At 68.4% G+C, this 26613-nt stretch carries 31 protein-coding genes and 1 tRNA gene; 15 read left to right on the forward strand and 17 right to left on the reverse strand.

The annotated features are described in order from the left end of the window. Positions 1–21: 21 nt before the first annotated feature. The 5 genes from ACWESM_RS04875 to ACWESM_RS04895 form a co-directional block, all read right to left on the reverse strand. Positions 22–94: transfer RNA gene (locus tag ACWESM_RS04875), tRNA-Ala, on the reverse strand. Between the two features lie 90 nt (positions 95–184). Further along, positions 185–1306: a divisome protein SepX/GlpR gene (sepX, locus tag ACWESM_RS04880; protein ID WP_364428829.1), complete on the reverse strand. Its 1122-nt coding sequence runs from the start codon at positions 1304–1306 to the stop codon at positions 185–187. Between the two features lie 262 nt (positions 1307–1568). Further along, the gene (locus ACWESM_RS04885; protein ID WP_355074593.1) at positions 1569–2219 is read right to left on the reverse strand and encodes a GNAT family N-acetyltransferase; all 651 of its coding nucleotides are present in this window, start codon (positions 2217–2219) and stop codon (positions 1569–1571) included. Positions 2220–2231: 12 nt separating this feature from the next. Further along, on the reverse strand, positions 2232–3488 hold the full coding sequence (glp, locus tag ACWESM_RS04890) for a molybdotransferase-like divisome protein Glp (RefSeq protein WP_356963844.1): 1257 nt from the start codon (positions 3486–3488) through the stop codon (positions 2232–2234). Between the two features lie 145 nt (positions 3489–3633). Continuing rightward, positions 3634–4590, reverse strand: coding sequence for a UTP--glucose-1-phosphate uridylyltransferase (locus tag ACWESM_RS04895; RefSeq protein ID WP_355074597.1), 957 nt, complete (start codon positions 4588–4590; stop codon positions 3634–3636). A 67-nt stretch (positions 4591–4657) separates the two neighbouring features. Here ACWESM_RS04895 and ACWESM_RS04900 point away from each other — a divergent pair, with 67 nt between their 5' ends. The 4 genes from ACWESM_RS04900 to mscL all read left to right on the forward strand — a co-directional run bounded on the left by ACWESM_RS04900 (position 4658) and on the right by mscL (position 6907). Beyond that, positions 4658–5266 carry a 5-formyltetrahydrofolate cyclo-ligase gene (locus ACWESM_RS04900; RefSeq protein ID WP_364428823.1) on the forward strand — a complete coding sequence of 203 codons (609 nt, stop codon included), beginning with the start codon at positions 4658–4660 and terminating at the stop codon, positions 5264–5266. 69 nt (positions 5267–5335) lie between these two features. Further along, a complete protein-coding gene (locus tag ACWESM_RS04905; RefSeq protein ID WP_355074600.1) occupies positions 5336–5635 on the forward strand; it encodes an FmdB family zinc ribbon protein in 300 nt (99 codons plus the stop codon). A gap of 87 nt (positions 5636–5722) precedes the next feature. Further along, entirely contained in the window at positions 5723–6385 is a 663-nt protein-coding gene (locus ACWESM_RS04910; protein WP_355074602.1) for an SAF domain-containing protein, read from the forward strand. 117 nt (positions 6386–6502) lie between these two features. Continuing rightward, positions 6503–6907 carry a large conductance mechanosensitive channel protein MscL gene (gene mscL, locus ACWESM_RS04915; protein ID WP_355074604.1) on the forward strand — a complete coding sequence of 135 codons (405 nt, stop codon included), beginning with the start codon at positions 6503–6505 and terminating at the stop codon, positions 6905–6907. A gap of 65 nt (positions 6908–6972) precedes the next feature. Here the strand turns inward: mscL and ACWESM_RS04920 are convergent, their stop codons facing one another. The 8 genes from ACWESM_RS04920 to ACWESM_RS04955 form a co-directional block, all read right to left on the reverse strand. Beyond that, positions 6973–7644, reverse strand: coding sequence for an MspA family porin (locus tag ACWESM_RS04920; protein WP_356963840.1), 672 nt, complete (start codon positions 7642–7644; stop codon positions 6973–6975). A gap of 65 nt (positions 7645–7709) precedes the next feature. Beyond that, positions 7710–8384, reverse strand: coding sequence for an MspA family porin (locus tag ACWESM_RS04925; protein ID WP_355074608.1), 675 nt, complete (start codon positions 8382–8384; stop codon positions 7710–7712). A 324-nt stretch (positions 8385–8708) separates the two neighbouring features. Further along, positions 8709–9380: an MspA family porin gene (locus ACWESM_RS04930; RefSeq protein WP_364428815.1), complete on the reverse strand. Its 672-nt coding sequence runs from the start codon at positions 9378–9380 to the stop codon at positions 8709–8711. Positions 9381–9446: 66 nt separating this feature from the next. After that, a complete protein-coding gene (locus ACWESM_RS04935; RefSeq protein ID WP_355074612.1) occupies positions 9447–10121 on the reverse strand; it encodes an MspA family porin in 675 nt (224 codons plus the stop codon). A 693-nt stretch (positions 10122–10814) separates the two neighbouring features. Further along, positions 10815–11381, reverse strand: coding sequence for a MogA/MoaB family molybdenum cofactor biosynthesis protein (locus tag ACWESM_RS04940; RefSeq protein WP_355074614.1), 567 nt, complete (start codon positions 11379–11381; stop codon positions 10815–10817). Positions 11382–11410: 29 nt separating this feature from the next. Beyond that, positions 11411–12781: a trypsin-like peptidase domain-containing protein gene (locus ACWESM_RS04945; RefSeq protein ID WP_452490981.1), complete on the reverse strand. Its 1371-nt coding sequence runs from the start codon at positions 12779–12781 to the stop codon at positions 11411–11413. A gap of 247 nt (positions 12782–13028) precedes the next feature. Beyond that, positions 13029–14414: a HAMP domain-containing sensor histidine kinase gene (locus tag ACWESM_RS04950; protein WP_355075036.1), complete on the reverse strand. Its 1386-nt coding sequence runs from the start codon at positions 14412–14414 to the stop codon at positions 13029–13031. A gap of 79 nt (positions 14415–14493) precedes the next feature. Then, positions 14494–15180 carry a response regulator transcription factor gene (locus ACWESM_RS04955; RefSeq protein ID WP_355074618.1) on the reverse strand — a complete coding sequence of 229 codons (687 nt, stop codon included), beginning with the start codon at positions 15178–15180 and terminating at the stop codon, positions 14494–14496. 356 nt (positions 15181–15536) lie between these two features. Between ACWESM_RS04955 and ACWESM_RS04960 the strand changes: the two genes are divergently transcribed. The 6 genes from ACWESM_RS04960 (at position 15537) to ACWESM_RS04985 (ending at position 21759) form a co-directional block, all read left to right on the forward strand. Beyond that, positions 15537–18296, forward strand: a complete 2760-nt coding sequence (locus tag ACWESM_RS04960) for a sensor histidine kinase (protein ID WP_397278545.1) — start codon at positions 15537–15539, stop codon at positions 18294–18296. Then, a complete protein-coding gene (locus ACWESM_RS04965) occupies positions 18293–18703 on the forward strand; it encodes a roadblock/LC7 domain-containing protein (RefSeq protein ID WP_355074622.1) in 411 nt (136 codons plus the stop codon). The genes ACWESM_RS04960 and ACWESM_RS04965 overlap by 4 nt, the downstream gene beginning before the upstream one ends. A 7-nt stretch (positions 18704–18710) precedes the next feature. Further along, the gene (locus ACWESM_RS04970; protein ID WP_040782732.1) at positions 18711–19082 is read left to right on the forward strand and encodes a DUF742 domain-containing protein; all 372 of its coding nucleotides are present in this window, start codon (positions 18711–18713) and stop codon (positions 19080–19082) included. Positions 19083–19182: 100 nt separating this feature from the next. Then, positions 19183–19740, forward strand: coding sequence for a GTP-binding protein (locus ACWESM_RS04975; RefSeq protein ID WP_039801302.1), 558 nt, complete (start codon positions 19183–19185; stop codon positions 19738–19740). Beyond that, complete coding sequence (locus tag ACWESM_RS04980; protein ID WP_355074624.1) at positions 19733–20542, forward strand: MHYT domain-containing protein; 810 nt, start codon at positions 19733–19735, stop codon at positions 20540–20542. The genes ACWESM_RS04975 and ACWESM_RS04980 overlap by 8 nt, the downstream gene beginning before the upstream one ends. A gap of 119 nt (positions 20543–20661) precedes the next feature. After that, positions 20662–21759, forward strand: coding sequence for a glycoside hydrolase domain-containing protein (locus tag ACWESM_RS04985; RefSeq protein WP_355074626.1), 1098 nt, complete (start codon positions 20662–20664; stop codon positions 21757–21759). Between the two features lie 423 nt (positions 21760–22182). On the opposite strand, the gene rpmF is transcribed toward ACWESM_RS04985, so the two are convergent. Genes rpmF through mrf form a run of 3 tightly spaced genes read right to left on the reverse strand, consistent with a single transcriptional unit; the run spans position 22183 to position 23961 of the window. After that, entirely contained in the window at positions 22183–22356 is a 174-nt protein-coding gene (gene rpmF / locus ACWESM_RS04990; protein ID WP_355074628.1) for a 50S ribosomal protein L32, read from the reverse strand. A gap of 1 nt (position 22357) precedes the next feature. Beyond that, on the reverse strand, positions 22358–22618 hold the full coding sequence (locus ACWESM_RS04995) for a type B 50S ribosomal protein L31 (protein ID WP_356963833.1): 261 nt from the start codon (positions 22616–22618) through the stop codon (positions 22358–22360). Beyond that, positions 22615–23961 (reverse strand): ribosome hibernation factor-recruiting GTPase MRF, encoded by a 1347-nt coding sequence (mrf, locus tag ACWESM_RS05000; protein WP_452490982.1) that lies wholly within the window; start codon positions 23959–23961, stop codon positions 22615–22617. Before mrf ends, ACWESM_RS04995 begins: the two co-directional genes overlap by 4 nt. Before the next feature lie 102 nt (positions 23962–24063). On the opposite strand from mrf, the gene rpmB reads away from it, so the two are divergent. From rpmB to rpsR, 4 genes are read left to right on the forward strand one after another with little or no spacing between them, the layout of a single operon-like run. Beyond that, on the forward strand, positions 24064–24300 hold the full coding sequence (rpmB, locus tag ACWESM_RS05005; RefSeq protein WP_379250752.1) for a 50S ribosomal protein L28: 237 nt from the start codon (positions 24064–24066) through the stop codon (positions 24298–24300). A gap of 10 nt (positions 24301–24310) precedes the next feature. Further along, positions 24311–24481 carry a 50S ribosomal protein L33 gene (rpmG, locus tag ACWESM_RS05010; RefSeq protein ID WP_327110225.1) on the forward strand — a complete coding sequence of 57 codons (171 nt, stop codon included), beginning with the start codon at positions 24311–24313 and terminating at the stop codon, positions 24479–24481. A gap of 1 nt (position 24482) precedes the next feature. Beyond that, complete coding sequence (rpsN, locus tag ACWESM_RS05015) at positions 24483–24788, forward strand: 30S ribosomal protein S14 (RefSeq protein ID WP_364428788.1); 306 nt, start codon at positions 24483–24485, stop codon at positions 24786–24788. Between the two features lie 34 nt (positions 24789–24822). After that, positions 24823–25077, forward strand: coding sequence for a 30S ribosomal protein S18 (rpsR, locus tag ACWESM_RS05020; RefSeq protein ID WP_011211513.1), 255 nt, complete (start codon positions 24823–24825; stop codon positions 25075–25077). Positions 25078–25165: 88 nt separating this feature from the next. On the opposite strand, the gene ACWESM_RS05025 is transcribed toward rpsR, so the two are convergent. Continuing rightward, positions 25166–25750: a LysM peptidoglycan-binding domain-containing protein gene (locus ACWESM_RS05025; RefSeq protein WP_355074638.1), complete on the reverse strand. Its 585-nt coding sequence runs from the start codon at positions 25748–25750 to the stop codon at positions 25166–25168. A gap of 212 nt (positions 25751–25962) precedes the next feature. Between ACWESM_RS05025 and ACWESM_RS05030 the strand changes: the two genes are divergently transcribed. Further along, on the forward strand, positions 25963–26424 hold the full coding sequence (locus ACWESM_RS05030; protein WP_356963830.1) for a hypothetical protein: 462 nt from the start codon (positions 25963–25965) through the stop codon (positions 26422–26424). Positions 26425–26613: the final 189 nt, after the last annotated feature.

The raw sequence follows: 26613 nt of genomic DNA on the forward strand, positions 1-26613 counted from the left end.
ACCTGCGGCTTCGCCATTCAGTGGAGCTAAGGGGAATCGAACCCCTGACCTTCTCGATGCGAACGAGACGCGCTACCAACTGCGCTATAGCCCCGTGCGGTTCCGGGGAACCGCGCTGTGACACTGTATCAGGCCAGCCCCCTAGACTCCGAATCGGTATCCTGACCTGCGGAAATGCGATGCACTACGCGCCCGCCGCGCGGCGGATGTCGCCGCTGGTGCGGGTGCGCAGGGCGCGGGCGGTGGCCGGGTCGAAGGGGTCGAGGTGGGCGAACATGGGGTCTTCGTCGTCGGGCTCGATCAGGGTGGAGCGGCGACGGATGGCGCGGGCGGTGTCGCGGTCCATGGTGCCGCGCCCGGCGCGGCCCCGGCGCGCGCGTGGATCGGCTTCGTCTTGGTGGCCGCGGTTGAGGCGGGCCGCCCGGTTACGGCGGATCTCCTCCTCCATCCGCACCTGCTTGCGAAGGTAGGCCAGATAGGTCGCCAACACCGTGAGGGCGAGTCCGCAACCCCACCACAGCATGGGGGTGAACACGAACGCGAGGGCGCCGAAGAGGATGGCGGTGAGCAGCAGGCCGAGCACGGCGCGCTGCCGGAAGGTGTAGCGGGCCGCGCGGGCGATGGCGTCGGCCTCGGGATCGTAGCCGCCACGACCACGGCGGCTGGGGACGAAATCCGGCTCGTCCGGGCCCGCGTCGTCGTAGTCGTCGTACTCGTCGTAGTCCACGATGGCGGGCGCGGTGGAGCGCGCAGGCGGGATTCTGGCCGCGACCGGCTCGGGGTGGTGTGCGCCCACGCGGTCATCATCGGTCCCCGCGTCGATCTTCGCAGCGACTTCGGCGGCTTCGTCGTCGTCCGGCTCGTCGTAACGCGTCTCGCGGTCCTCCGCTTCGTCCTCCTCCGGTGTGGCGGAGGCGAAGTCGTCGATCTCGATGTCGTCCGTTTCGGCGGCAGCGATGTCGGATGCCACGGCGTCGTCGGCCGCGGGTGTGTTCTCCTCGTCGGTCTCGGTGACGGGCTCATCGGCCGGTGTCGTCATCCGGTCCTCCGCATCATCGCTGTGGGGATACTCTCTCGGTACGCGGCGTCCATCGTGTCGCCCACGGGGCCGCCAGTTCGGATCGGTTTCGTGCCCGGCGGCCGGGCCTTTCTTGAGACGCCGTTTGCCGCCGCCGCGGTGCAGGACCCTGGTTGCCAGCGCGGCGTCGGTGGTCCGGCGGATTCTGGGGTGACGGTCGGCGAGGATCGGGAACAGGACGAAGACCCAGAGCACGACCAGACCGATCCACAGGATCGAATTCGGCATCGCGTCAACACCTCCGTCCCGCCTGGATTTCCTCCGGCTCGGCCCGCCAGCGGCGCGTCACACGCCCCGCGCTCGGCCGGCCCCCGTCCGACGCGACGGCGCGGACGCCGATCCCCTCGCAGGCTCACTGCCGATGGCACAAGACGCACCATCGACGTCCGTAGGCTAATTCCGGGTAGCACCAAGTTCCGGCAGGCGCGCCGTGCACATCCGCCACACCTGTCACATTCCCACCAATGTCACCGCGATCCGGTGGCCGGTTCTACAGCAGGGTGACGCGCCCCTCTCGCACCAGCCGGTCCAGGACCGTTCCGGCGAGTTCCTCGACGGTCATGCCGACCAGCAGGTGATCCCGCCAGGCGCCGTCCACGTCGAGGTAGCGCCGCAGCAGCCCCTCTTCCCGGAAACCGACATTGCGCAACACCGCCTGGCTGGCCAGATTCTCGGGTCGAACGGTCGCCTCCACCCGATGCAGGCCGACCGGCCCGAAGCAGTGGTCGAGACCGAGCGCCAGCGCCGCCGTCGCGACGCCTTGCCCACTGAGATCCTTGGCCACCCAATAGCCGATCCAGGCCGAGCGCAGTGCGCCGCGCACGATATTGCCAACGGTCAGCTGCCCGCCGAACGCGCCGTCGACTTCGATCACCAACGGGATCATCGCGCCGCGCCTGGCCTCCGCCTTCAGGCTCGACCACAGCGACGGCCAGTTGGAGGCGTGGTTGCGCGCCTCCCACGCCCCGCGGCCGGTGGGCTCCCACGGCTCGAGATGCGCTCTGTCCCGCAACCGGATCCGGCTCCAGGCCGCCGCGTCGCGCAGCCGCACCGGACGCAAGGTCACCTGCCCCGCCGCCACCCGAACCGGGCCGAGTCGCGCGGGCCAACCCGGATGCTGCGTGGCCCGGAAAACGTTCATAGCTTCCACGTCTCAGCCGCGCTGTGCGAGAAAGGCGACCTGGACTTCGTCACCGGTGCGGATGTCGGTGTCGTCCGGGTCTATCACGATCAGGCTGTTCGCTTCGGCGAGCGTGGCGAGCAGGTGCGAGGACGAGTTCCCGTTGCCGAGCGGCTGCACGAGGTATTCGCCGGTGGCTTCGTCTCGCATGAGCTGCGCGCGCAGGTACCCCTTGCGCCCCTCCATGGAACTGATCGGCGTGATGGTTCGCGCGCTGATGATCCGGCGCATGGGATGCCTGCGCCCCAACGCGATTCGGATCAAAGGCCGCACCATCACCTCGAACACCACCAGCGCACCCACCGGGTTGGAGGGCAGCAGGAACGTCGGCACCTCGTCGCGGCCGAGCCGCCCGAAGCCCTGCACCGAGCCGGGATGCATGGCCACGCGGGTGATTTCGAGCTCGCCGAGGCCTTCCAGCGCCTCTCGGACCTGTTCGGAAGCCCAGCCGCCGACCGCGCCCGCGATGACGACCACCTCGGAGCGCACCAGCTGCCCCTCGACCACGTCGCGCAGCCTGCGCGGATCGGAACTCACGATGCCCACACGGTTGACGTCCGCGCCCGCATCCCGCGCGGCCGCGGCCAGCGCGTAGGAGTTCACGTCGTAGACCTGGCCGGGGCCCGGGGTGCGGTCGATATCGATCAGCTCGCCGCCCACGGAGAGCACCGATAGTCGCGGACGCGGGTGCACCAGCACTTTGTCTTGACCGACCGCGGCGAGCAGCCCGACCTGCGCTGCGCCGATGATGGTTCCCGCACGCACCGCCACATCGCCCGGCTGGACGTCGTCACCGATCCGCCGCACGTAGTCGCCGGAGCGCACCGGCTCGTACACCTTGATCCTGGCCCGCCCGCCATCGGTGAAATCCAGCGGGAGCACGGCGTCGGCGAGCGTCGGCATCGGCGCGCCGGTGTCCACCCGGACGGTCTGGCGAGGCTGCAAGCGGATCGGCTGACGTGAACCGGCGACCACCTCGCCGACCACCGGAAGGGTCAGGTCGACGAGTTCGCCTTCTTCGTCCCGAATGTCGGCCCCCGCGGAGGCCACGTCCACACTGCGCACGGCATAACCGTCGATGGCCGCCTGGTCGAAGCCCGGCAACGGCCGTTCGGTGACGACGTCCTCGGCACACAGCAGGCCCTGGGCCTCGGAGATCGCGACCCGGACCGGCCGGGGCGCGACCGCCGCGGCGGTCACCTTGATCTGCTGATCCTCAACCGAGCGCATCCAGCCCTTCCTGATCCTCTCCGCACTCCATCCGATCTCGCCCGCACGCGCGATCCCGCCGCGGCGCAAGCGCATTCGCGCGCACCGCGGTGACCATCATTCGTACCCGACGGTCCACTCTCGGCGAAACCCCCGGCCGGGTCCGTCAGTCGTCGGTCGTCAGCTGCGGATCCCAGTCCGGACCGAGGCGGTGCTGCAGCCACTCCCGCAGAGCGGGGCCGTATTCCTCTCGTTCCAGTGCGAAATCGACCGCAGCACGAAGATAACCGCCCGGGTTGCCCAAATCGTGGCGCGACCCACGGTGCACCACCACATGAACCGGATGCCCCTCGGCGATCAACAGTGCGATGGCGTCGGTGAGTTGCAGTTCGCCGCCGGCGCCGGGCTCGATGCGGCGCAGCGCGTCGAAGATCGCGCGATCGAGCAGGTACCGGCCCGCGGCGGCGAACGTCGACGGCGCGTCGGCGAGCGCGGGCTTCTCCACCATGCCCTTGACGCGCAGCACATTCGGGTTCACCGCGTCGGGCACGGGCGCGACGTCGAAGACACCGTAGGCGCTGACCTCGTCCTTGGGGACGTCGATGGCGCACAGCACCGTTCCACCGCGCTTGCGGCGCACCCGGCACATCACATCCAGCACGCCGCGGGGCAGCACGAGGTCGTCGGGCAGCAGGACGGCGATGACGTCCTCGTCGGCGTCGAGGGCCCGCTCGGCCTGGGCCACGGCGTGCCCGAGCCCGAGCGGCTCCTCCTGCACCACCGAGGTGACATCGAGCAGTCCCGGCGCTTTGCGGACCTTCTCCAGCAGCTTGAACTTGCCGCGCTCCTCCAGCGTGCTCTCCAGCACCAGGTCCTCGACGAAGTGCGCGACGACGCCGTCCTTGCCCGGAGACGTGACGATCACCAGCCGCTCCGCGCCGGAACCGGCCGCCTCGGCGGCGACCAACTCGATGCCGGGTGTGTCCACCACAGGAAGAAGTTCCTTGGGCACCGTCTTGGTCGCGGGCAGGAACCGCGTTCCGAGCCCGGCAGCGGGCACCACGGCCGTGCGGAAGCACGACACCACTGCGGCGTCACCGGGCTGTCCGGCCTTTGCTGTCATACGCATACCCTATCCATCCATCACGCCGCCGGATCGGCGTCGCGCCGACCGGTCCCGGGGTGAGCCTATGGTGATCACTGTGAAGATGCCCGGCGAGCGCGACAAACATGCATGGCGCACCGAACTCCTCGCCCGCCGAGCTGTGATACCTGCCACGGAACGCGAAAAGGAAGCGTTCGCCCTGGCCGCAGCGGTCGAAGCGGTCAGCGCTCGCGGGTGGGTCTGCGCGTATGTACCGGTGGCGGGCGAACCGGGATCGACCGCGATGCTGGACGCGCTGCTGGCCGGTGGTGCGCGGGTACTGCTGCCGGTCACCGGGCCGCCGGGACCGCTGAGCTGGGCCGAATACACCGGAGCGAGCGCCATGCGCCGCGCCCGCTACGGATTGCTGGAACCCACCGGCGCCGTGCTGCCGCCGGAGACCGTCACCCGCGCCGAACTGATCCTCGTCCCCGCTCTCGCCGTGGACCTGCGCGGCGTGCGGCTCGGCCGCGGCGCCGGTTACTACGACCGCACGCTACCCGCCGCACGGCCGGACGCGCGCCTGGTCGCGGTGGTCCGGGACGACGAACTGGTCGACCGATTGCCGGAGGAACCGCACGACCTGCGCATGGGCTGGGCGCTCACGCCGCGCGGTGGCCTGCGCCGGCTGGGCGACGATTACCCTGGGGAATGAAACACCGATTGGCGGTGTTGGCACTGTCGGCTGTAGAGTGCCAGATCGACGAACACCGCGGAGGATCCTGTGCCTACTTACTCGTATGCGTGCACCCAGTGTGACAACCGCTTCGACATCGTTCAGTCGTTCACGGACGAAGCGCTGACCGTGTGCTCGGAGTGCTCCGGGAAGCTGCGCAAGCTGTTCAACTCGGTCGGCATCGTCTTCAAGGGCAGCGGCTTCTACCGCACCGACAGCCGCGGTGGCTCCTCCACCGCCAGCGAGCCCGCCAAGTCCGACAGCAGCTCGAGTTCGTCTTCCACTTCTTCCGACTCCGGCTCGTCGAGCGGGTCGACCGCGTCCACCAGCACGGCCGTAGCCAGCTGATTCGACGGTTTTCCACAGCCGGTCACCTATCCACAGCCCACCTTGATCCTGGCCGGGCGAGCGCACGTCCGGCCATAGGATCCGGCCATGACTCGCGCACTCGCCGATCTCGGCCGCGGCTGGAATGTCTCCGGGTGGCAGCGCCCGCCCTGGGCCGACGCCGTCCTCGCCCGACGATCGCTGGCCGCCGTTCTCGCCGCGCTCGCGGCGTTCCTCTTCCTTCGTGGTGATCCCGGCGCCGAACGCACCACGGTGCTCGTCGCGGGCCGGGACCTCGCGCCAGGACGACTTCTCGAGGCAGATGACCTGCGCGCCGTCCCGCGCGAGGCGGGCACGCTACCGGCGGGCGCGGTCACCGATCCCGGCGCGCTCGTCGGCGCGACGCTGACCGGCGCCATGCGCCGAGGCGAGGTATTCACCGACCTGCGCGTCGTCGGCCCGCGCTTGGCCGCGGCGGCGGCCGGTTCCCGCGAGGCGCGGATCGTGCCCGTCCGCCTCGCCGATACGGCGGTCGCCGACATCTTGCGCGCGGGCGATCGCGTCGACGTGATCGGCGCCGAAGACGCGGGTGGGCCCGGCGCCCGTCCCGCCCGCACGCTCGCCACCGATGCCGCCGTAGTGCTCGTCTCAGGCGCCGGCGCGGGGAGGGGAGCCGCCGAACGCGTGGTCTTGGTCGCGATGGACGCCGAGCACGCCACCGCCGTCGCGGGCGCGTCCCTGCGCACCGCACTCACCGTCGTCTTTCACTGACCCGCCGATCATGCTTCGCCGAATATTCGCCGATGGCTCATTAGCATCGGGCCTACCGGCGCGCGGGTACCGCCGAGCAGGACTGCCCAGCTCCACGGAAAAGAGGAGACACCGGCCATGCTCAAAGAGTTCAGAGATTTTCTGTTCCGCGGGAATGTGATCGACCTGGCGGTCGCCGTGGTCATCGGTACGGCGTTCGTCGCGATCATCACCGCGATCAGCAACGGAATCATCAATCCGCTGCTCGCCGTCATCGGCGGGCCCGGCGATATCGGCCTGGGTTTCCGATTGGTGGCCGACAAGCCGGCGACCTTTGTCCAGGTCGGTCCCATCATCACGGCCGTGATCAATTTCCTGATCATCGCCGCGGTGCTGTTCTTCGTGCTGGTGCTGCCCGCCGCGCGATTGAAGAAGCGCTTCCGGCCCGACGACACCACACTCACCGATTCGGAGGTGCTGATCCAGATCCGCGACCTGCTCGCCGAGGGCCAGACCAGCTCGGGCGGGCGGCACGAATTCTGAGTTCGACTGTGCCGCATGCGAAACGGGCCCGTCGGCGACGGGCCCGTTCGCGTGAGTATCCGCGCTCAGCCGAGGCTGAAGGGCTGCCCCCACAACGTCACCCACGTGATGACATTGTCGGTCTCGACCTCGACGCTGACAAAGGCCCGCGCCTGGGCATAGCCCCCGCAGCCGTTCAAGCCGATGGTCTCATCAGCCCACGTCACCGAACCACTCGTGCCCTTGAAGGCATTACGGGTCTTGTGCGTCTCGTTACCGAAATCGTCGGCCTGCTCCAAATCGAGCACATAGAACGACTTCGCCTGACCCGGACCCAACGACAAGTTGCCACCGGAGTTGGCACCCACGCCACCGGTGACATTCTGGCCGTCGCTCCAGTCCAGATTGCCATCCACACCACCGGTGGCACCGCCACCAGCGATATTCACCTGGCAGCCCACGGTGTAACCCGGGAAGATCTTGCCCCCGGCCGTACCCGACAGGTCCACTTGCGCGCTACCGGACACCCACGCGTTGCGGTGCAACGGCGTCGCGCCCATGGACGGACTGATGTTGGCCGATTCGCCGACCAGACGGATGGTCACAACGGTGCCATCGGACAACGTCTTGGTCAGCTCCCCACCCGGCAGCGGAACGAAGGTGTCGGCATTCGCCGCACCCGTGGAGAGCAGGCCTACCGCGATGGCCGCGGACGCGCACAGCCCGGCCGCGCGTGCCGACATTTTACGATCGAACATGACGGTGATTCCCCTAAAGATTCGAGTTCGCTTCAGCGAAAAGAGATTGATGGATCCGACCGGCGTCAGCCGATGCTGAACGGCATCCCGTAGAGGGTGGTCTTCGAGTAGTGATCGCCGATGATCTCGACGACCGTGTACGAACGCGCCTGCGCGTAACCCGCGCAGCCCTGGATCTGGATCTCGGCATCCTGATACTCCACCGAGTACACACCCGGCTTCAGGATGTCCTTGTAATCGATCTGAACGAACTTGACCTCGCCGGGACCGAGGTTGACGCCGATCGAACCACCCGCGCTCGCGCCGCTGAGATTCACGCTGCCCGACACACCGGCGGAGATCGCGTCGTCGGCGATGCTGACCTGGCAGCCGACGACGTAACCGGTGCTCAACTGCGAGGCACCGTGAGTGGACGAATTATTCGTTCCCGGATTCCCGGTCGGACCGTTGTTCGGCCCGATCGTTCCTTCGGGGGTGACGGCTACATCGGCGATGGCGTTCCCCGAAACCCACACGACACGGCCGGCACCGTTCGCGGCAAGGGATGGGGAGATCAGGGCGCGCTCACCGGTGCGAGCGATGTTCACGCCAGGTCCTGCCTTGTGACCGTCCGGCAACGGCACGAAGGTATCGGCATTGGCAGCGCCGGTCGACAACAGACCGGTAGCTACGGCCGCCACGGCGGCGGCGCCCGCGACGCGGACGCCTCGAGACAGACCGTTGATGCGGTACTTGCTCATGTTTTTCCTCATCAGGTTGCATCCGCCCACCCCAGGGTGTCGAGGCGGGACGTGTCCCTCCAAAGCCGACGGCACGCAGTGGAATGTGTTGTCCACCAGACGTTCCGCCGGCCCATCGCGTCATCGAGCGATCTCGGACGAAACAATGCTATTCGGTATCAACCAGACTTTTCCGGAAATTCAGGCAATTCGTCTCGCGAAGTAACGGATCCGACTAGGATCGCGCAGCCCTTGCGGCACATTCGAATTCATGACGAAATGGACCCGCCGCGCTGCGAGGGGTCCATTTCATCTGTCGCTATGGGTTTTTCACCCGCCGTTCACTCAGCCGAGGCTGAAAGGCTGCCCCCACAACGTCACCCACGTGATGACATTGTCGGTCTCGACCTCGACGCTGACAAAGGCCCGCGCCTGGGCATAGCCCCCGCAGCCGTTCAAGCCGATGGTCTCATCAGCCCACGTCACCGAACCACTCGTGCCCTTGAAGGCATTACGGGTCTTGTGCGTCTCGTTACCGAAATCGTCGGCCTGCTCCAGGTCCAAGACGTAGAACGACTTCGCCTGGCCGGGGCCGAGCGAGAGGTTGCCGCCGGAGTTGGCACCGACGCCACCGGTGACGTTCTGGCCGTCGCTCCAATCGACATTGCCGTCCACACCACCGGTCGCACCGCCACCGGCGATATTCACCTGGCAGCCCACGGTGTAACCCGGGAAGATCTTGCCCCCGGCCGCGCCGGAGAGCTCGACCTGCGCGCTGCCCGAGACCCATGCGTTGCGGTGCAACGGCGTCGCGCCCATGGACGGACTGATGTTGGCCGATTCGCCGACCAGACGGATGGTCACAACGGTGCCATCGGACAACGTCTTGGTCAGCTCCCCACCCGGCAGCGGAACGAAGGTGTCGGCATTCGCCGCACCCGTGGAGAACAGGCCCATGGCGATGGTGGCAGCGGCGCCGAGGCCGGCCATCCGCGCCAGGTTCTTACGGTTGATCATGGTTTGGTATCCCTCGAGGGTTGAGTCCGCTTCAGCGGGAAGATGGTTCGTTGGATTCGACAGACGTCAGCCGATGCTGAACGGCATCCCGTAGAGGGTGGTCTTCGAGTAGTGATCGCCGATGATCTCGACGACCGTGTACGAACGCGCCTGCGCGTAACCCGCGCAGCCCTGAATCTGGATCTCGGCATCCTGGTATTCGACGGAGTAGACACCGGCCTTGAGGATGTCCTTGTAGTCGATCTGAACGAACTTCACTTCGCCGGGACCGAGGTTGACGCCGATCGAACCACCGGCGCTCGCGCCGCTGAGGTTCACGCTGCCCGACACACCGGCGGAGATCGCGTCGTCGGCGATGCTGACCTGGCAGCCGACGATGTAACCGGTGCTCAACTGCGACGAACCATGCGTCGAGGAGTTGTTGGTTCCGGGGTTGCCCGTCGGACCGTTGTTGGGGCCGACGGTGCCTTCCGGCGTCTCGGCGACATCGGCGACGGCGTTGCCCGACACCCAGACCACCCGGCCTGCGCCGTTGGCGGCCAGCGACGGCGAAATCAGGGCCCGCTCTCCGTTCCGGGTGATCGTCACGCCGGGCCCTACCTTCTGGCCGTCCGGCAACGGCACGAAGGTATCGGCATTGGCGGCACCGGTCGAAAGCAGGCCCATGGCAACAGCCGCGGCAGCGCCTACGCCCGCGACGCGGGCACCGCGGCGCAGACCTTTGGTGCGGTTCTCGCTCATACTTCCCCTCATCAGGTTCAAACAGTCAACCTCGACCATCGAGGCTGGACAGTGGTCCTCTCAGGCCCAGCTCAGTGTGTCGCCCCTTTGTTGCCGATGTGTAACCGGTTGTTATTTCGGCGCAACGGGCAGGGAGGCAACGGAACCGAGCCGGGTTCCGCCGAGTGGGCTTTCACGCGTGCCGGCACCCACGACTGCGGGTCCCATTGTGAATGGCTCGATGGGAGATTAAACGGTTCGTAACGACCGCCGCAACGAAAAGTTTCGTAAAGTTCAAGGTGACCCGCATCACACTTGCGCACATCCGAATATGGCTTGACGTGCATAAATACCGGTTCGCTACAGCCGGTTCAGGTGAGAAAACCGAGATGGCGGCACAGAAGGGCCAGCGTACGGATACGGGACACGACCGCAAGGATCTCGTCCGGATTACTTCCGGTCAGAAATGATCACTGGCGTGTTTCGAAGCCGGGACAAGGACTACGTAGCTACTACGTAGATAACGGACTCAGCCGTGATGTGGGGGGACCTGGGCGCGCAGCCAGTCGTCAGCGGACCGGACGTCGTCGCGTTCGTCGCGCTCGTCGGCGGTGGTGTCGGGCAGCGCGTCGCCGAAGACCTTCGCCAAGCGCGCGGCATCCCTCGCCCGGCGAGCCGCCGGGCGAGGGTGTTCAGAAGGCGTGGGGGCGGTGATTACTCGACCAATCCGGAGAGTTCACCGATCACCCGGCTGGCGAGCGGGCCGAGCGTCGCCATGCCGTCGCGAACGGCGGAACGGGTGCCGGGCAGGTTGACCACCAAGGTGCTTCCGGACACGCCGGCCACACCGCGGGAGAGGCCCGCGTCCAGCGAGCCTGCCACCCGGCCGGAGGAACGAAGGGCTTCGCTGATCCCCGGCAACTCGCGGTCGAGCACCTGCGAGGTGGCCTCCGGCGTCACGTCGCGCGGGGACATGCCCGTACCGCCGACGGAGATCACCAGATCGACGCCGCCGATCACCGCCGTATTGAGCGCGTTGCGGATCTCGACCTCGTCGGCCTGCACCGACACCGACGCGTCCACGAGGAAACCCGCTTCGGTGAGCAGCTCGGTGACCAGCGGGCCGAGCGAGTCAACACCTCCATGCGCCGTCCGATCGTCCACGACCACCACCAGAGCACGCCCCGCCACAGGAGCATCGATTTCCATGGTGCTCACCGTAGCGCCTGCGTCCAGCAACTCGGCGGCCGCACCGAGAACGTCGGCGTCCACATCGATCATCGGCCCAGGCCCGCCGGGCACCGCGCGCATCACCGGCCGCCGTCCGCCGGCGCGCCGGAGAGGGTCACCTCGACGGTCTTGGCATTGTTGCCTTGATCATCGGTGTAGGTGACTTTCACCTTGTCTCCCGGTTGATGCGAGCGCACCGCGGCGACGAGCGCGTTCCCGGAATCGATCGGGCGGTCGTCGACCTTCGTCACGACCGCCCCCGGCGGGATGCTCGCGCGCGCGGCGGGGCCGTCCGCCGTGACGTCGCGAACCTTCGCGCCGGAAACCTGCTGTGCCGGGTCCTGCTGCCGCGACACCGTGATCCCGATCTGCGCGTAGGTGGCCTTGCCGGTCTTGATCAGTTCGTCGGCCACCCGGCGCGCCTGATCGACGGGGATCGCGAACCCGAGTCCGATCGATCCGGTCTGGCCGCCCGCCGTCTCGGCGGGCCCGAGCGTCGCGATGGCGGTGTTGATGCCGATCAGCTTGCCGCTGCCGTCCACCAGCGCGCCACCCGAGTTGCCCGGGTTGATCGCGGCATCGGTCTGGATGGCGTCGATCACCGGGCTGACCGCGGCGCCCGCCTCGCTTCCGTCGCCGGTGGTCATGACGGGCCGGTTCAGCGCCGACACGATGCCCGTGGTGACCGTGCCCGCAAGGCCGAGCGGCGACCCGATCGCGACGACCGGCTGGCCGACTTGCAGATTCGCCGAGCCACCCAGCTCGATGGGAGTGAGGCCGGTCTTCCCGGATACCTTGATGACGGCCAGGTCGGAAACCGGATCGGCGCCGACCAGCGTGGCGGGCGCACTGCTGCCGTCGGAGAACACGACCTCCATCTTGGCGCTGGGCCCGCCGCCCGCGGCGACGTGGTTGTTGGTCAGGATCAGGCCGTCGGAGGACAGGATCACCCCGGAACCCTCCCCCTCGGCCTTACTGCTGGCCACCTTGATCATCACGACGCTGGGCAGCACCTTCTGCGCGACCGCCTGGGTGGAACCGGCCGGAGCGTTCACGGCGTTGCTCACGTTCGGCTTCGGAGCGTCCAGCGCGTTGGTCACCGGTGCCCGACCGTCGTCGCCGTGCGTGACCAGCGCACCGACCGCACCGCCGATACCGCCGCTGACCAGCGCGAGCGCGACCGCGCCCGCGGCGAGGCCCGCGCGGAACGGACGCCGGGCCGGTGCGGGCGGCGCGCCGTAGGGGCCGTGCGGTTGCGTGGCGTCGGCCGGTGGACCGAAGGACGCCGGATACCCGGGGAACGGCGCGGCCGGATGGTGCTGCGGAGGGAACTGCGCGGTGGGATGCTGCGCTGTCTGCGGGCCGTAACCGGGGGCGTGCGCCTCCCCCGGCCCGAACGCGCTCGCGTCCGGCGCTGCCGGCTCCCGGCGATCCTTCGAATCCTCGGTCATGGACTCCTCGTTTCTGCTCACGTCTCGTCCAGGTTGGCCGCGGGGACTGAGAGCGGACTGAGACCGCGCTTTCAGTTTTCCGAGAGCTGCCAAGGAGCCGGTGCTAAATAGAATCACCAGCAACTTGATGTCTCAAATCCTGCCGCAAACCAATCGGAGCATTGTCCGAAATACCTCACCGACGACGAATATTCCGCACAGAACTCGAGATTGTGTCGGAAATGGAGTTCCGCCGCTCGCTATTGCGTCAATCGGATACCGGCGCGCCCGGCTCGCCGGGCAACACGATGCGAACGACGGCGCCGCCGCGTTGCGAGGTATCAATGGCGATCGTACCGCCGTGTTTCGTCACCACCTGTTTGACGATCGCCAGGCCGAGGCCCGAGCCCGGCATCGATCGCGACGACATGACCCGATAGAAACGCTCGAACACCAGCTCGCGTTCCCCCGCCGGAATACCGGGACCGGCGTCGTCGATGGACAGCTCCAGCAACCCCGGGCCGCTCTCCCGCATCAGAATGCGCACCTGCGCGCCCGCCGGGCTCCACTTGGCCGCGTTGTCGAGCACGTTCAGCACCGCACGCTCCAAGCCCGCCTCGTGCCCGTAGACGAACCACGGCCGTAGGTCGGCGATGAACTCGATGCCGGTGCGGCGACGGCGGGCGCGCTCGAGCGCGCGTTCCACGACCTCGCCCAGATCCACGCGCTCGTAGACGGTCTCCGGCGCGTCCTCCCGCGCGAGATCGACCAGGTCGCCCACGAGCGTGGACAACTCCTCGATCTGCGCCATCACGTCGGCGCGCAGTCCGGCCATGTCCTCGTCCGGGATGCGCGGAGCGCCGGGACGGCTCGACGCGATGAGCAGTTCCATGTTGGTCCGCAGGGACGTCAGCGGCGTGCGCAGCTCGTGCCCGGCGTCGGCGACGAGCCTGCGCTGCCGGTCGCGCGACTCCGTGAGCGCGCGCAGCATCGTGTTGAAACTCTCTGTGAGCCTTGCCAGTTCGTCGTCACCGGTCACCGGGATCGGGGTCAGGTCGTCGGTCCGGGCGATGCGCTCGGTGGCCGCCGTCAGCCGCGCGATGGGCCGCAGGCCCGTGCGGCCGACCGCCGTGCCCGCCGCGGCGGCCAGTATGACGCCGCAGCCGCCGACCACGAACAACAGCCAGGCGAGCCGGTCGAGCACCTCCCTGGTGCGGTCCAGGCGCTGGGAGATGACCAGCGTCGCACCGGAGTTGGTATAGACCGCGAGCACGCGCTGATCGCCGTCGGTGCGCAGCGACGAACTGCGTTCCCCGCGGGCCACGGCCACCTCCTGCGGCCCCACCGGCGGATCGGTGGACTGCGGCGGCAGCCAGCGCCGCAGATCGGGATAGATCAGCGCGATGCCGGTGTCGTCGTAGAAGGCGGCGGCGACCATCAGATTCAGGTTGTTGAACCCGTACGGGTTGCTGGCGATCACCGCCGTGGACCGGCTGCGCAACTGGGCGTCCACGTCGGCGTACAACGCGCGCGCCACCAGCGCGTACGCCGCGATCGAGGTGACCGCCACCGCGATCGCCACCACGGAGGCGGCCAGCAGCGTCACCCGCCACCGCAGAGAGACCGACCGCGTCAACGGCATGGGCGGCCGCATGTCCACGGACTCGGACGGACGCTGGCCGAGTGCGGCGACGGCGGGACGCTTGGGAGGTGTTCGTGCCATGACCGAGGACCTACGGCGGCGTTTCACGCAGCACATAGCCGACGCCGCGCACCGTGTGGATCAGCCGCGGCTCGCCCTCGGCCTCGGTTTTGCGGCGCAGATAACCGATGTAGACCTCGAGCGCGTTTCCCGAGGTCGGGAAATCGTAGCCCCAGACTTCCTCGAGAATGCGGCTACGGGTGAGGACGCGGCGCGGGTTCGCCATCAGCATTTCCAGCAGTGAGAACTCGGTACGAGTGAGACTGATCTGCCTGGCGCCGCGGGACACCTCGCGGGTCACCGGATCCAGCGACAGGTCGGCGAACTTCATCGCCTCCGACGCGTCCCCCGGGCCCGCGGCCGTGCGCCGCAACAGCGCGCGCAACCTGGCCAGCAGTTCCTCCAGCGCGAACGGCTTCGGCAAATAGTCGTCCGCCCCGGCATCGAGCCCGGCGACCCGCTCCGATACCGAATCCCGCGCGGTGAGAACCAGTATCGGCAAATCATCGCCCGTGCTCCGGAGACGGCGGCAGACCTCGAGCCCGTCCAACCGGGGCATCATCACGTCCAGGACGAGCGCGTCGGGTCGCTGGACAGTTGCCTTCTCCAGCGCGTCCACACCGTCCACCGCGAGATCGACGGAGTAGCCGTTGAAGGTGAGCGACCGGCGCAGCGATTCCCGGACCGCCCGATCGTCATCGACCACCAGAATGCGCATGCCACCAGTTTGACCGCACCGACTGAGAGGTAACTGAGAGGGCGCTCCCGACACGCCGTGGTGAGCAGCCACGACACGCCACGGCGCGTCGCACCCGTCAACCGGGGGTGACCAGGGTCTTCCACGGCCCCGCGGAGAAGTTGACGCGTCCCTTACGCATTCCACCGCGAAACTCGTTCTCTATAGCCATATTCGGTAATTTGCGCGGCGGCTCCCCCGGATTGCCGATGACCACTCTGCACGGTATGTTCCGTGCGGTAAAAAGAAGACCTCTAGTTGGTTCTTTGCGGGTTGAATCAATACCGAACAGCCACGCGCGCCCGAGGTCACTGGTGAAGCGGAGGCGACGGAAGCGGATGGAAGCTGCACCGCGGTCCTGGCAATTCAGCCTGTCGAACTGGTCGGTCACCCGCAAGGTTGGCGTGGTGCTGGTGCTTCCGGTGCTGCTGGCGACGGTCTTCGCCGTGCTCCGAATCAACAACGAACTGCGCACCATGTCGCAGTTGGACGCGGCGACCGAACAAGCCATCATCATCCGGCCGATCGTCAAGTTCGGTTCGGCCACCGAGCAACTCGGCGTCACCGCGACCGCCACCTGGGGCAACGCCGCGGACCCGCAGACCGACGCCGCGCTGACGAAGTTCGACCAGGCACTGGCCGAACTGGAAGCCGCCTTGCAGACCACCAAGGTCAGCGGCCGGGTCACCTCCGAACTCGCCTCGGCCATCGCCACCGGCACCACGATGCGCAACAGCCTGCGCAACGGCTCACCCGCCATGGTCGGCGAGCAGTCCGACGAGATCATGGTCCGCATCGGCAACGCGCTCGCGCTCTCGCCGTCGGTGGACGACCTGGTCATCCAGCGGTACTTCCTGCAGCTGGCTTCGGTGCAGACCGCGCGGCGCGTGCTCACCCAGCAGCGCATGCTGATCGGCTCGCCGGACGCGGGCCGCAACCCGAGCGTGCGGCCCCGCGTGCTGGTCGCCGCGGGCGCCGAGATCACGATGATCTACCAGTACGCGCAGATCCTGCCGGACTACGCGGGCAACATGCGCCCGCTGCTGGACGCGGTGCAGACGCGTCTCGGCACCTTCAGCCAGAACGCCGCCGATCCGGCGACCAATCCCGCCGTCGTCGATTCGCTGCTGATCAGCTCGGACACCTATGAGAAGACCACCGCGCAGCTGATCGACACCATCGACAGCGCCTTGGCCGCGCGCACCACCGAAGCGCAGGCCGGTGCGCTGCGCGAGACGACGATCGTCATCGGCATGCTGCTCGCCGGTCTCGCCCTGGCGCTCTCGGTCGCTCGTACCCTGGTCGTCCCGGTCCGCCGCCTGCGGCGGGACGCGCTCGAGGTCGCGCACATCAAGCTGCCCGACGAACTCGCCGTGGTGCGCGCGGGCGGCACCACGCCCGAGATCACCCCGGTCGCGGTGCACTCCACCGACGAGATCGGCCAGCTGGCCCGCGCCGTGGACGAGATCCACGAGCAGGCGCTCAACCTCGCCGCCGACCAGGCCCGGCTGCGCCTGCAGATCGGGAACATGTTCGAGACCCTCTCGCGCCGCAGCCAATCGCTGGTCGAGCAGCAGCTGGCGCTGATCGAGGATCTCGAGCACGACGAGGACGACACCGACCGGTTGCAGAGCCTGTTCCGCCTCGACCACCTGGCCACCCGCATGCGCCGTAACGGCGACAACCTGCTGGTGCTCGCCGGTACCGCCTTGCGCCGCGGCCAGCTGCACCCGGTGCCGCTGTCGGACATGCTGTGGAGCGCGGTTTCCCAGGTGGAGGACTACCAGCGCGTCGAGATCGGCGCGGTGCCCGACGGCATCGTCGCGGGCGAGCCGGCCGTCGACATCGAGCACCTGCTCGCCGAGTTGATCGACAACGCGCTGCGGTACTCGCCGCCGACCACGCCGGTCACCGTGATGGTTTCGCGCGCGGTGGACGGCGGCTACCTGATCGAGATCACCGACCGCGGCCTCGGCATGTCCCTGGAAGACCTGCAGACGACCAACGACCGGCTCGCCTCCGGTGGTGAGGTCACCGTCGAGACCGCGCGCCGCATGGGCCTGTTCGTCGTGGGCCGCCTGGCCAAGCGGCACACCATCACGGTCAGCCTGCGCCGCACGTCCACGATGGCGCAGCAGCCGGGCATCACCGCAAGCGTGCACCTACCCGGCGCGCTGGTCGCGCCGCCGATGGACGTCACCGATCCGGCGGGCAAGCCGCTCGATATCACCGCCGAGCACCAGCTGCCCTCCCTGGTCACGCCGCCCACCGGCGCGCAGCCGCGCAACCTGGTTCCGGTGCCGAGCCTGCCCCAGCGCGACACCGCGCGTTTCGGCGTGACGAGTTCCGGCCTGCCGCAGCGCCGTCCGGCCATCCGCGTCGCCGACACTCCCGACCAGCCCACGGTCTCCACACCGGTCGGGCGAGCGGTCAACCCGGCGGATCAGCCCGCCACCCAGCCGTGGCCGGTGCTCACGCCGCGCGCGGACGACCGCACACCCACCGGTCCGTTCGCCGCGGTGACGCCCACCGCGGGAGAGCACGCCGTCGAGCAGCAGCCCACCCGCACCGATCTGTGGACCGAGGTCAAGGACGACGAGCCGGCGACCGGTCCCACACCCACCGTGCCGAGCCAGCCGCCCGCGCCGCAGACCACCGCCCGCTCCGGTCTGCCCATCCGGAAGCCGGCCGCGCCCGTCGAGCCACCGCAGGAGGCGGCGCCGGAACCCGCGACGGTGACTTCCTCCCGGTTGCAGCCGGTCGCGGGCGCCTCCCCGACCCCTATCTATCAACGCATGGTCTCGGAATGGCTGGTCGAGCCCTCGACCTCGCAATCGCCGGAAAGCTCGTGGTCCTCGCCTGGTGACGCGGGCTGGCTGGCCGCCGAGGATGCCAGCCATCCGACCACCACCGCGCGCACTGTCGGCGGGCTGCCGATTCGCAGGCCGGGCGCCCAGTTGGTGCCCGGCGGCCTGGCGCCCGCGGACGACGCGGGCCCGCGCGATCCGGAAGAAATCCGCAACAATTTGACCAGGCATCTCAGTGGGGTCCGCAGCGGGCGGGCCAATGCGCAGTACAACGACGGAGGGCTTGCATGACCAACGCGAAAAACAGCACCACGGACGAGAATCTGAACTGGCTGGTCGCCCGCTTCACCCGCGATGTGCCCGGCGTGTCCCATGCGGTGCTCGTATCGGCGGACGGCTTGTTGCAGGCCACCAGTCCGCACCTGCCCAGCGACCGTGCCGAACAGCTCTCCGCCGTCACCGCCGGACTCGCCAGCCTTTCCATGGGCGCGGCGTCGCTGTTCGACGGCGGCAAGGTGATGCAGTCCATCGTGGAGATGCAGCGCGGCTACCTGCTGGTGATGAGCGTCGGAAACGGCTCGCATCTGGCCGTGCTGGCGAACAAGACGCACGACATCGGCCGGATCGGCTACGAGATGGCACTGCTGGTCGATCGGGTGGGCTCGGTGGTCACCGCCACCGCGCGCACCGCTGTCTGAGCGTGAGATGTCCAACCCATACGGTCCCGGACCACGACCCACCACGCGCGTCCGGCCTTACGCCCTGACCTCGGGGCGCACCGAACCCGCGATCGACCTGCCGTTGGAGGCGGTCATCGAAACCTTGTCGTACACTGCACATCTCGACTGGCCGACCGGCGACATCCGTACCGAGATACTGCGACTCGGCACGCATCGGTTGTCGGTCGCGGAGATCGCGGCACATCTGGACCGGCCGCTCGGCATGGTCCGTGTGGTGATCGGCGACCTGGTCGTCGACGGCACCATGCGCGTGCATTCGACCCTGACCGAAGAGGCGAGCTATGACGAGCGCCGTTCCCTGATGGAAAGGACATTGCGTGGACTCCGCGCCCTATAGGAATCCGGGGCCCAGTGGACACCCCGGGCCAAGTGGAAATCTCGGATCGGGCAACGCCCCCGGCCCGGATGGCTTCGAGAACCGGGTCGCCTCGACGAAGATCGTCGTCGCGGGTGGCTTCGGCGCGGGCAAGACCACGTTCGTCGGCGCGGTCTCGGAAATCGTTCCGCTGCGCACCGAGGCGATGGTGACCCGCTACTCCGACGGCATCGATGATCTCGCCGAGACGCCGGAGAAGGAGACCACCACGGTCGCCATGGACTTCGGCCGGATCATCCTGCCCGGCAACCTGGTGCTCTACCTGTTCGGCACGCCGGGCCAGCGGCGGTTCTGGTTCATGTGGGACGACCTGATCCGCGGCGCGATCGGCGCCGTGGTGCTGATCGACACCAGGCGGCTGGAGGACAGCTTCGCCGCGGTCGACTTCTTCGAGGCGCGCAAGCTGCCGTTCCTGATCGCGGTCAACCGCTTCCCCGACGCACCGCGTTTCCCCATCGCGGAACTGCGCGAGGCGCTCTCGGTGCGCGAGGGCGTCCCGATCGTGGACATCGACGCGCGCAACGCGATCGAGGTGCGCCAGGCGCTCGCCGCGGTCACCGAGTACGCGATCGCCCAGCTGAAGGCCAGCGAACTGGAAGGAACGGCCCGCCATGCGTGAGGTCGCGGTGCTGGCCGCGGGTAGTGCCGCCACCACGTCCGTCGACCAGTTCGCGCTCGGCTATTGGCTGGTCGGGCTGTCGGTGGGCATTTCCGTCCTCGGCGCGGTGGTCGGCCTCGCCTGCATCGTGCACGGCGCGCGCTCGGTCCAGTTCCGGCTGGTGTGGCTGGTTTCGGCGGCGATATCGCTGGGCGGCGTCGGTGCGTGGCTGGCCACCTCGGTGGCCATGCTGGGCCTGAAAGTGCCCGGCAGCGCGATGCGTTACGACCCGGGCAGGCTGGTCGCGGCGCTGGTGGTGTCCATCGTGGCCGTCTTCGCGGCACTGCTGATCATCGGGCGCACGCCCCGGCTCGCGCTGCTGCTGCCCGGCGGCTTGGTACTTGGCCTCGGCATCGGCGTCACGCACTACCTCGGCATCGGCTCACTGGAGATCCAGGGTTCGGTGGGCGTGACGACCTGGCTGGCCGTCGTCTCCGCCGTGATCGGGGTGATCACCGCGACGGCGACGTTGTGGCTGTTCCAGACCTTGCGCTTCCCGATGGCCCGCGCCGCGACGGTGCTGTTGTTCGGCGTCGGCGTGGCCGCCACCTACTACACGGCGGTGGCCGCGTTGCATTTCGACGTCAATCGGTCGGCGAAGGTGCCCGACGGCGTGGAGCTGTTCGACTTCGTGTTCCCGATGTTCGTCATCGGCTTGCTCGCGCTGACCGTGCCGATCTCCGCGGTGCTGATCGCACCGGATCGCCGCGAGTTGGCCGCACCACCGAAGCCGCGCAGGCCGAAGCTGGAGCCAGCCCGCTGATCCGGTTTCGCGGCGCGATTCGGGGCGGATCGACCGTTTTTCGCTGACCGATCCCCGTGGGCGGGCTGGATTCGGCGATGCCACGGATTCACCCGCCCGGCCCACTTACAGTGGAAGCCATGCGTTTCGGTCTCGATTACGCCGCGGGTCGTCCAGGGGGCGCGGCGATTCGGGCGGCAGGGTACGACTTCGTGGTGCGGTATCTGTCCGACGGCGGCCCGAGTCTGCCCGGCAAGCTGCTCACTCCGTCCGAAGCGAACGATCTGCGGGCGCATGGTATCTCGCTCGTCTCGAACTGGGAGACCACGGCCGCGCGGATGCTGGACGGCTACGGCGCTGGCATCGTCGACGCGCGTGCGGCCCTCGCCCAGGTGCTGCGCTGCGGCGGCCGGGTGGACCGGCCGATCTATTTCTCCGCGGATTTCGACGCGACGCAACAGGACCAGTTGCGCGTCAACGCCTATCTGGACGGTGCCGCGACCGTGCTCGGCCGCGCGAACGTCGGTATCTACGGCGGGTATTGGGTGGTCAGCCGCGCACTGGACGCCGGGTACGCGACCTGGGCGTGGCAGACCGACGCCTGGTCCGGCACGAACGTGGAGACCAGGCGTGCCATTCATCAGACGCGCCGCCAGGTGACGGTCGGCGGCGTGCGCTGTGACGTGAACGAGGCCGAGACGATCGATTTCGGCCAGTGGGATTTCGTGGAACAGGAGGAGCCGGACGTGACGCCGGAACAAGAGGCAGTGCTGCGCGACATCCAGATTCAGCTGCGCGGACCCGACTTGTCCGGCTGGCCGCAGCTGGGCGCCGACGCGGACGGCCGGAATCGGACGCTGGTGGACGGACTGGCCGCGGCGCTGACCCGAATAGCCGCGCTGGAGCGCGAATCCGTCGAGTTGCGAACGCAAGTAGGCGAATTGCGCACCGAGATCAGCGAACTGGAGGCGACGACGGCCGAGCTGACCGAGCAGGTGGAGCGCTGGAACGGACGACACTGGCCGTGGCCGCTGTCGCTGATCGAGGGTCCCGCGGCGCTTGTCGGTGAACAGCTGGCCCGCCTCGAGGCTCTGCTGCCGGACTTTCCCGGCCTGCCCGGGCACGACGGCGAGCGGCGCGCACCGGGCGGCGACGCCGGGCCTACGGCGTTGACCTCGAAAGACCGAACCCACACCGGCGCGATCGACGAACGCGCGCGGCTCGGTGAGCGGGAGTGACGGGGCGAGCGAAACCGGCTGAACGGCCCCGAAATTGGCGATGAGCGGGTTCTCTCGGAAACCAAGAGAACCCGCCCTCGACGACGAGGGTACCGGTATCGGGCTGCGCGCGCATCATTTTCGGCGAACTTTTCCTCGGCCGAAAACCGACCGATAGTCCGGGATTCCGCGTTTGGCTATCCAGCCGCAATCACTTCTGGCGCAATAGTGCGACGTGATGCGGGCCACATTGATAGCTAGAAGATAGCTACGCTGACAATAACCGACCGGAAATTTTTTTCCGAAGGGCACCGACGTGCCCGTTTCCGGACAGTAGACCAGCATCCGGCCCGTTCGAGGCGAAGTCGGCATCGGTCGAGCAATCGGCCGTCGCTCGGGGCCTCGGGCACGGAAGCTCCTACGATCTCCGTGCGGGCCTACCGCTCAGAGTTTCTCGACGTCGATCAAGCCGCGCCGCACGGCCGCGACCAACCTGCGCGGCACCCGACGCACGACGCCTCCGACGGTCACCGCCACCAGATCCACCGGTGCGGCCTTCCAGTTCGACCGGCGGCTACGGGTGTTCGACCGCGACATCTTCCGCTTCGGTACCGCCATCTCAGGCCTCCTTCCGCACGCGCTTGCCGTATTTGCGTTCGAACTTCTCCACCCGCCCCTGGGCGTCCAGCACGCGGTGCGCACCGGTCCAGAACGGGTGCGAATCGGCGGTGACGTCCACCGTCAGCAACGGATAGGTGTTGCCGTCGGCCCACTCCACGGTGCGCGTACCGGTTGCCGTGGACCGGGTGAGAAACCGCTTGCCGGTGCTCACGTCCTCGAAGACCACCGGGTGGTAGTCCGGATGGATGCCCTTCTTCATTTCGCCTCTCCTTTAGGGGTTTTCAGGTCCTGCACGGGCTGCTGCGCCTCCCCGTCACTCGCGCACGGATCGGCGTGCCACTCGCCGAACGGGTCCTCCCACCGGGCAACCCGCTCCGGCGCGCGCTCGACCAGGCGCAGTTCGTCGTCGTCCACCAGCGCCCAGTGCAGCGCCTCCCGGATCTGTGCCGGATCGGCGTCGTGGACCAGGATCGACAGCGAGACGTCCCGGTCGCCGAATCGCTCGTCCCAGCGCAGGGCGGCCATGGCGAGACGCTCCGGGTCCGCCTCGGCCCGTTCCGCTTCCGGCATCGCGGCCAGCCAGCGCCCCGCACCGCCCACCCGCAGGCCACCGCCAGCGGATTCGAGCCACACCACCTCGTCGGGCTGGGTGGCCAGCCACAGGCGGCCGCGCGCGGTCACGACGCCGTCGAACAATACGTCGAGCGCCTCGTGCAGGCGGGCGGGATGGAACGGCCGCGCCGCGGCGAACTCCACGAGTTCGATGCCGTAGTCACTGGTCAAGGGCGGTCGGCCACGCAGAAGCGGTGCGTGCGCGTCGAAGACCCGCCCACGGCGCGAATCGGCGGGGACGCGCGCGAGCAGCGTTTCGACCAGCGCGGGCGTGACGGAACCCGGCTCGTCCACCCAGGCGATCGGCGCGCCGGGAACCAGCCTGGCCAGGACCGCGGCGAGCTTGCCTCGCTCGACCGCCGCGTCGACGAGCAGCGCTCCGTCCGCGGCGGCGCCGAGGACGAGGACGGCATCGGCGAAATCGACCTGCCCGACCGCGACCTGCGCCACCGTCCGGTCGTCCTCGGCGGCCGCGAGACCGCGTTCGGCGAGCGTCTCGTCGCCGGTCGCGTCGGCGAGCCAGACGCCGGCGTCCAGGCAGGTCAGGACCGCGTCCACCCGGACGTCGCGCCCGGCCGGGCCGTCGATGCGACCGTGCACGCCGGTGACCACTACGTGCTCGATGGCTCGGCACACCGCCTCGGCCTCGAACGCGGGGTCGAGCGCGAGCACGATGCGATCCACCGACTGCCGCTGGGAAAGGGTGCACAGCAGCGGAAGCAGATCCATCCGCAGGGTGCAGGAGACACAGCCGTGCGCGAGCTCGAGCACGGCCGAGGTCTCCTGCGTCGCGGTGCGCACCGTGCGACGCACGACGCCCTCCCGCAGCTGGGTCAGATCGTGGCGGACCACGACGGTGCCCGCGGCCGCACCCAGCACCGCGGCCGCGCGATCCACGCCCGCCGCGGCGAGTCCGGCGAAACCGGCGAGCACCAGCACGGGCGTTCTGCGGTCGCGGCCGGGTGGGACCAGGGTGGAATCCGCAGCCACCGGGAACCCCTTTCAGTAACGATTTTCATTTGCTGTACGGCAACGGTACATTGTCGAGCAGTCGTTGTCGAAAATGATTATCATCTACTGGAGGGAGTCCGGATGTCGGCCCATTGCCAGGTCACCGGGCGCAAGCCCGGATTCGGCAAGTCCGTGTCGCACTCGCACAAGCGGACCAGCCGCCGCTGGAACCCGAACGTCCAGCGCAAGACCTACTACCTGCCCAGCGAAGACCGGCGCATCACGCTGACCGTCTCCGCCAAGGGCATCAAGACCATCGATCGGGACGGGATCGAGGCCGTGGTGGCACGGCTCCGTGCCCGTGGCGACAAGATCTGAGGAGCGACCCATGGCGTCGAAATCGACCGACATCCGCCCGATCGTCAAGCTGAAGTCCACGGCGGGCACCGGGTACACCTACGTGACCCGCAAGAATCGCCGCAACGACCCCGACCGCCTCGTGCTGCGCAAATACGATCCGGTGGTGCGCAGGCACGTCGACTTCCGTGAGGAGCGCTGAGATGGCCAAGAAGTCGAAGATCGCGCGCGATCAGCAGCGCCGGACGATCGTGGCGCGATACGCGGGCCGCCGCGCCGAACTCGAGGAGCTCATCCGGAAGCCGGGTACACCGGAGGCCGAACGCACGGCCGCCCAGGCCGAACTGCGGCGGCAGCCGCGCGACGCCAGTCCGGTACGATTGCGCAATCGGGACGCCGCCGACGGACGACCGCGCGGTCACCTCCGGAAGTTCGGACTCTCCCGTGTGCGTGTGCGCGAGATGGCCCACCGGGGCGAGTTGCCCGGTGTGCACAAATCGAGCTGGTAGACAACCACTGATCTCGTGAGAAGGAACTCGTCATATGGCAGTCAAGCGAGCACCGTCGAAGAAGGTTCGCGCAGAGCAGGCCCGCCGTCCGAAGAAGAACCCGCTCATCGCCGCCGGCATCGAGACGGTCGACTACAAAGACGTGAACCTGCTGCGTACGTTCATCTCCGATCGCGGCAAGATCCGCAGCCGCCGGGTCACCGGGCTCACCCCGCAGCAGCAGCGCCAGGTCGCCGTCGCGGTGAAGAACGCCCGTGAGATGGCGCTGCTGCCGTTCACCAGCCGCTAGGCGCACTCCGCGACACGAGCGAACCGGAAAGACCCCCGATGCGCGAGCACCGGGGGTCTTTGTCGTCGTCGCTACCGAACCGGCCGGGTCACGGGATGGTCAGGACCTGGCCGGGGTTGATCGCGTCCGGGTTCGGGATGCCACTGGCGTCCGCGATCTCCTGGTAGCGGTTGCCGTCGCCGTAGAAACGCTCGGCGATGGCCCACAGGGTGTCGCCCGGCTCGACGGTGTAGGTGCGCGGCTCCGGCGCGGGCGGCGGAGGCGGCACCTCCTCGGCGGCGGGAGTCGCGACCTGCTCTTGCACCGGTTCCGCTTCCGGCTCCGGGGCGGGCAGCGGAGTGTCGGTGTCGGTGCCGGAAGCCCACAGCGCGCTGCCGTCGGTGCCGTACAGCACGACATTGCGATCCGCTTGCACGACCAGCCGATCGGCGGCCTGGTCGTTGGTCTCCGTCGCCCAGACCGCGCCGTCGCTCTTGTAGAGGACGAAGTTGCCGTCGTGCTGCAGCACGGCCCGCTCCACGCCTTGGTCGTGCGTCTGGGTGGCCCACACGACATTCCCGCCCGGCTCGGACAGCACTAGATTGCCGTCGTCCTGGAGGGTGAGGGTGTAAGCCCCGCCCTGGAGGGACTGCCCTCGCCCGAGTTCTTCGCCTACGCGCAGCGTGTCGACCACGATACTTCCTTTCCGGAAAAAGCTGGTAGAGCATCCGACATGATGAGCGCCGCAACGGCTCCGGCGCGCATCCCCGCAGAACTTACTGCCCCCGAACGACTTTGGGAGCTATTACGCGCAGGGTTCGCGGAACGTTCACTGTGGGGTTCGTCCCAGTGCACGACGCACCCGCTGTGCGGTAGGTGAACCGACGCCGGGACTAGGGTGTCGGTATGGATCGGATCCAGGCCGGACGCGCCGCCACAGCTGTCGCCGTAGTGCTCGCCTGTCTTGCCGCCGCGGGCTGCGGCGGCTCGGACGACGAAGGGAAAACGCCGAGCACGAGCGCCTCTTCGAGCGCGGCGGCGCGCACGCCCACCGAGGACCCGCGCGGGAACCAGGGCAACGAATTCACCGCCGACCCGTCCATCGTCGGCGCGCATCCGATCCCATTCCAATCGTGGACACGATTGGGAGACAACAAGATAGCCGTGAACTTCGAAACCGGTTCGCCGGAGTGCTACGGCGTGGACGCGACGGTCACCGAGACCGCGTCGACGGTCACGGTCGAACTGCGCTCCGGCAGCCGCGCCGAGGCGGTGGGCCGGATGTGCGCGATGATCGCGATCTTCGGCACCCTCGAGGTACCGCTGAAAGAGCCACTCGGAAACCGCACGGTGCTCAGCGCGGTCTAGCGCTCGATGCGCACGACAGGCTGGTCCAGCACTGTTCACTCGTAACCGAATAGCTGCCGGCTTGCGACGGGCCGCCTCGCACGACTCCTGATGCGCCCGAGCACAGTTCTCGGAGGGGACCACCGAAACCCTTGCCCGACCGCGCGATACGGGCGGGAATCGAACGAAGAACGCCGCGCCGGATCCTCG

This window comes from Nocardia sp. NPDC003999 (assembly GCF_053604885.1).

Bases quoted from the DNA above. Each gene is read 5' to 3' on its own strand.
- sepX (WP_364428829.1), bottom strand. From the start codon at position 1,306: ATGCCGAATTCGATCCTGTGGATCGGTCTGGTCGTGCTCTGGGTCTTC.
- ACWESM_RS04885 (WP_355074593.1), bottom strand. From the start codon at position 2,219: ATGAACGTTTTCCGGGCCACGCAGCATCCGGGTTGGCCCGCGCGACTC.
- glp (WP_356963844.1), bottom strand. From the start codon at position 3,488: ATGCGCTCGGTTGAGGATCAGCAGATCAAGGTGACCGCCGCGGCGGTC.
- ACWESM_RS04895 (WP_355074597.1), bottom strand. From the start codon at position 4,590: ATGACAGCAAAGGCCGGACAGCCCGGTGACGCCGCAGTGGTGTCGTGC.
- ACWESM_RS04900 (WP_364428823.1), top strand. From the start codon at position 4,658: ATGGTGATCACTGTGAAGATGCCCGGCGAGCGCGACAAACATGCATGG.
- ACWESM_RS04910 (WP_355074602.1), top strand. From the start codon at position 5,723: ATGACTCGCGCACTCGCCGATCTCGGCCGCGGCTGGAATGTCTCCGGG.
- mscL (WP_355074604.1), top strand. From the start codon at position 6,503: ATGCTCAAAGAGTTCAGAGATTTTCTGTTCCGCGGGAATGTGATCGAC.
- ACWESM_RS04920 (WP_356963840.1), bottom strand. From the start codon at position 7,644: ATGTTCGATCGTAAAATGTCGGCACGCGCGGCCGGGCTGTGCGCGTCC.
- ACWESM_RS04925 (WP_355074608.1), bottom strand. From the start codon at position 8,384: ATGAGCAAGTACCGCATCAACGGTCTGTCTCGAGGCGTCCGCGTCGCG.
- ACWESM_RS04930 (WP_364428815.1), bottom strand. From the start codon at position 9,380: ATGATCAACCGTAAGAACCTGGCGCGGATGGCCGGCCTCGGCGCCGCT.
- ACWESM_RS04935 (WP_355074612.1), bottom strand. From the start codon at position 10,121: ATGAGCGAGAACCGCACCAAAGGTCTGCGCCGCGGTGCCCGCGTCGCG.
- ACWESM_RS04940 (WP_355074614.1), bottom strand. From the start codon at position 11,381: ATGATCGATGTGGACGCCGACGTTCTCGGTGCGGCCGCCGAGTTGCTG.
- ACWESM_RS04945 (WP_452490981.1), bottom strand. From the start codon at position 12,781: ATGACCGAGGATTCGAAGGATCGCCGGGAGCCGGCAGCGCCGGACGCG.
- ACWESM_RS04950 (WP_355075036.1), bottom strand. From the start codon at position 14,414: ATGCGGCCGCCCATGCCGTTGACGCGGTCGGTCTCTCTGCGGTGGCGG.
- ACWESM_RS04955 (WP_355074618.1), bottom strand. From the start codon at position 15,180: ATGCGCATTCTGGTGGTCGATGACGATCGGGCGGTCCGGGAATCGCTG.
- ACWESM_RS04960 (WP_397278545.1), top strand. From the start codon at position 15,537: ATGGAAGCTGCACCGCGGTCCTGGCAATTCAGCCTGTCGAACTGGTCG.
- ACWESM_RS04965 (WP_355074622.1), top strand. From the start codon at position 18,293: ATGACCAACGCGAAAAACAGCACCACGGACGAGAATCTGAACTGGCTG.
- ACWESM_RS04970 (WP_040782732.1), top strand. From the start codon at position 18,711: ATGTCCAACCCATACGGTCCCGGACCACGACCCACCACGCGCGTCCGG.
- ACWESM_RS04980 (WP_355074624.1), top strand. From the start codon at position 19,733: ATGCGTGAGGTCGCGGTGCTGGCCGCGGGTAGTGCCGCCACCACGTCC.
- ACWESM_RS04985 (WP_355074626.1), top strand. From the start codon at position 20,662: ATGCGTTTCGGTCTCGATTACGCCGCGGGTCGTCCAGGGGGCGCGGCG.
- rpmF (WP_355074628.1), bottom strand. From the start codon at position 22,356: ATGGCGGTACCGAAGCGGAAGATGTCGCGGTCGAACACCCGTAGCCGC.
- ACWESM_RS04995 (WP_356963833.1), bottom strand. From the start codon at position 22,618: ATGAAGAAGGGCATCCATCCGGACTACCACCCGGTGGTCTTCGAGGAC.
- rpmB (WP_379250752.1), top strand. From the start codon at position 24,064: ATGTCGGCCCATTGCCAGGTCACCGGGCGCAAGCCCGGATTCGGCAAG.
- rpmG (WP_327110225.1), top strand. From the start codon at position 24,311: ATGGCGTCGAAATCGACCGACATCCGCCCGATCGTCAAGCTGAAGTCC.
- rpsN (WP_364428788.1), top strand. From the start codon at position 24,483: ATGGCCAAGAAGTCGAAGATCGCGCGCGATCAGCAGCGCCGGACGATC.
- rpsR (WP_011211513.1), top strand. From the start codon at position 24,823: ATGGCAGTCAAGCGAGCACCGTCGAAGAAGGTTCGCGCAGAGCAGGCC.
- ACWESM_RS05030 (WP_356963830.1), top strand. From the start codon at position 25,963: ATGGATCGGATCCAGGCCGGACGCGCCGCCACAGCTGTCGCCGTAGTG.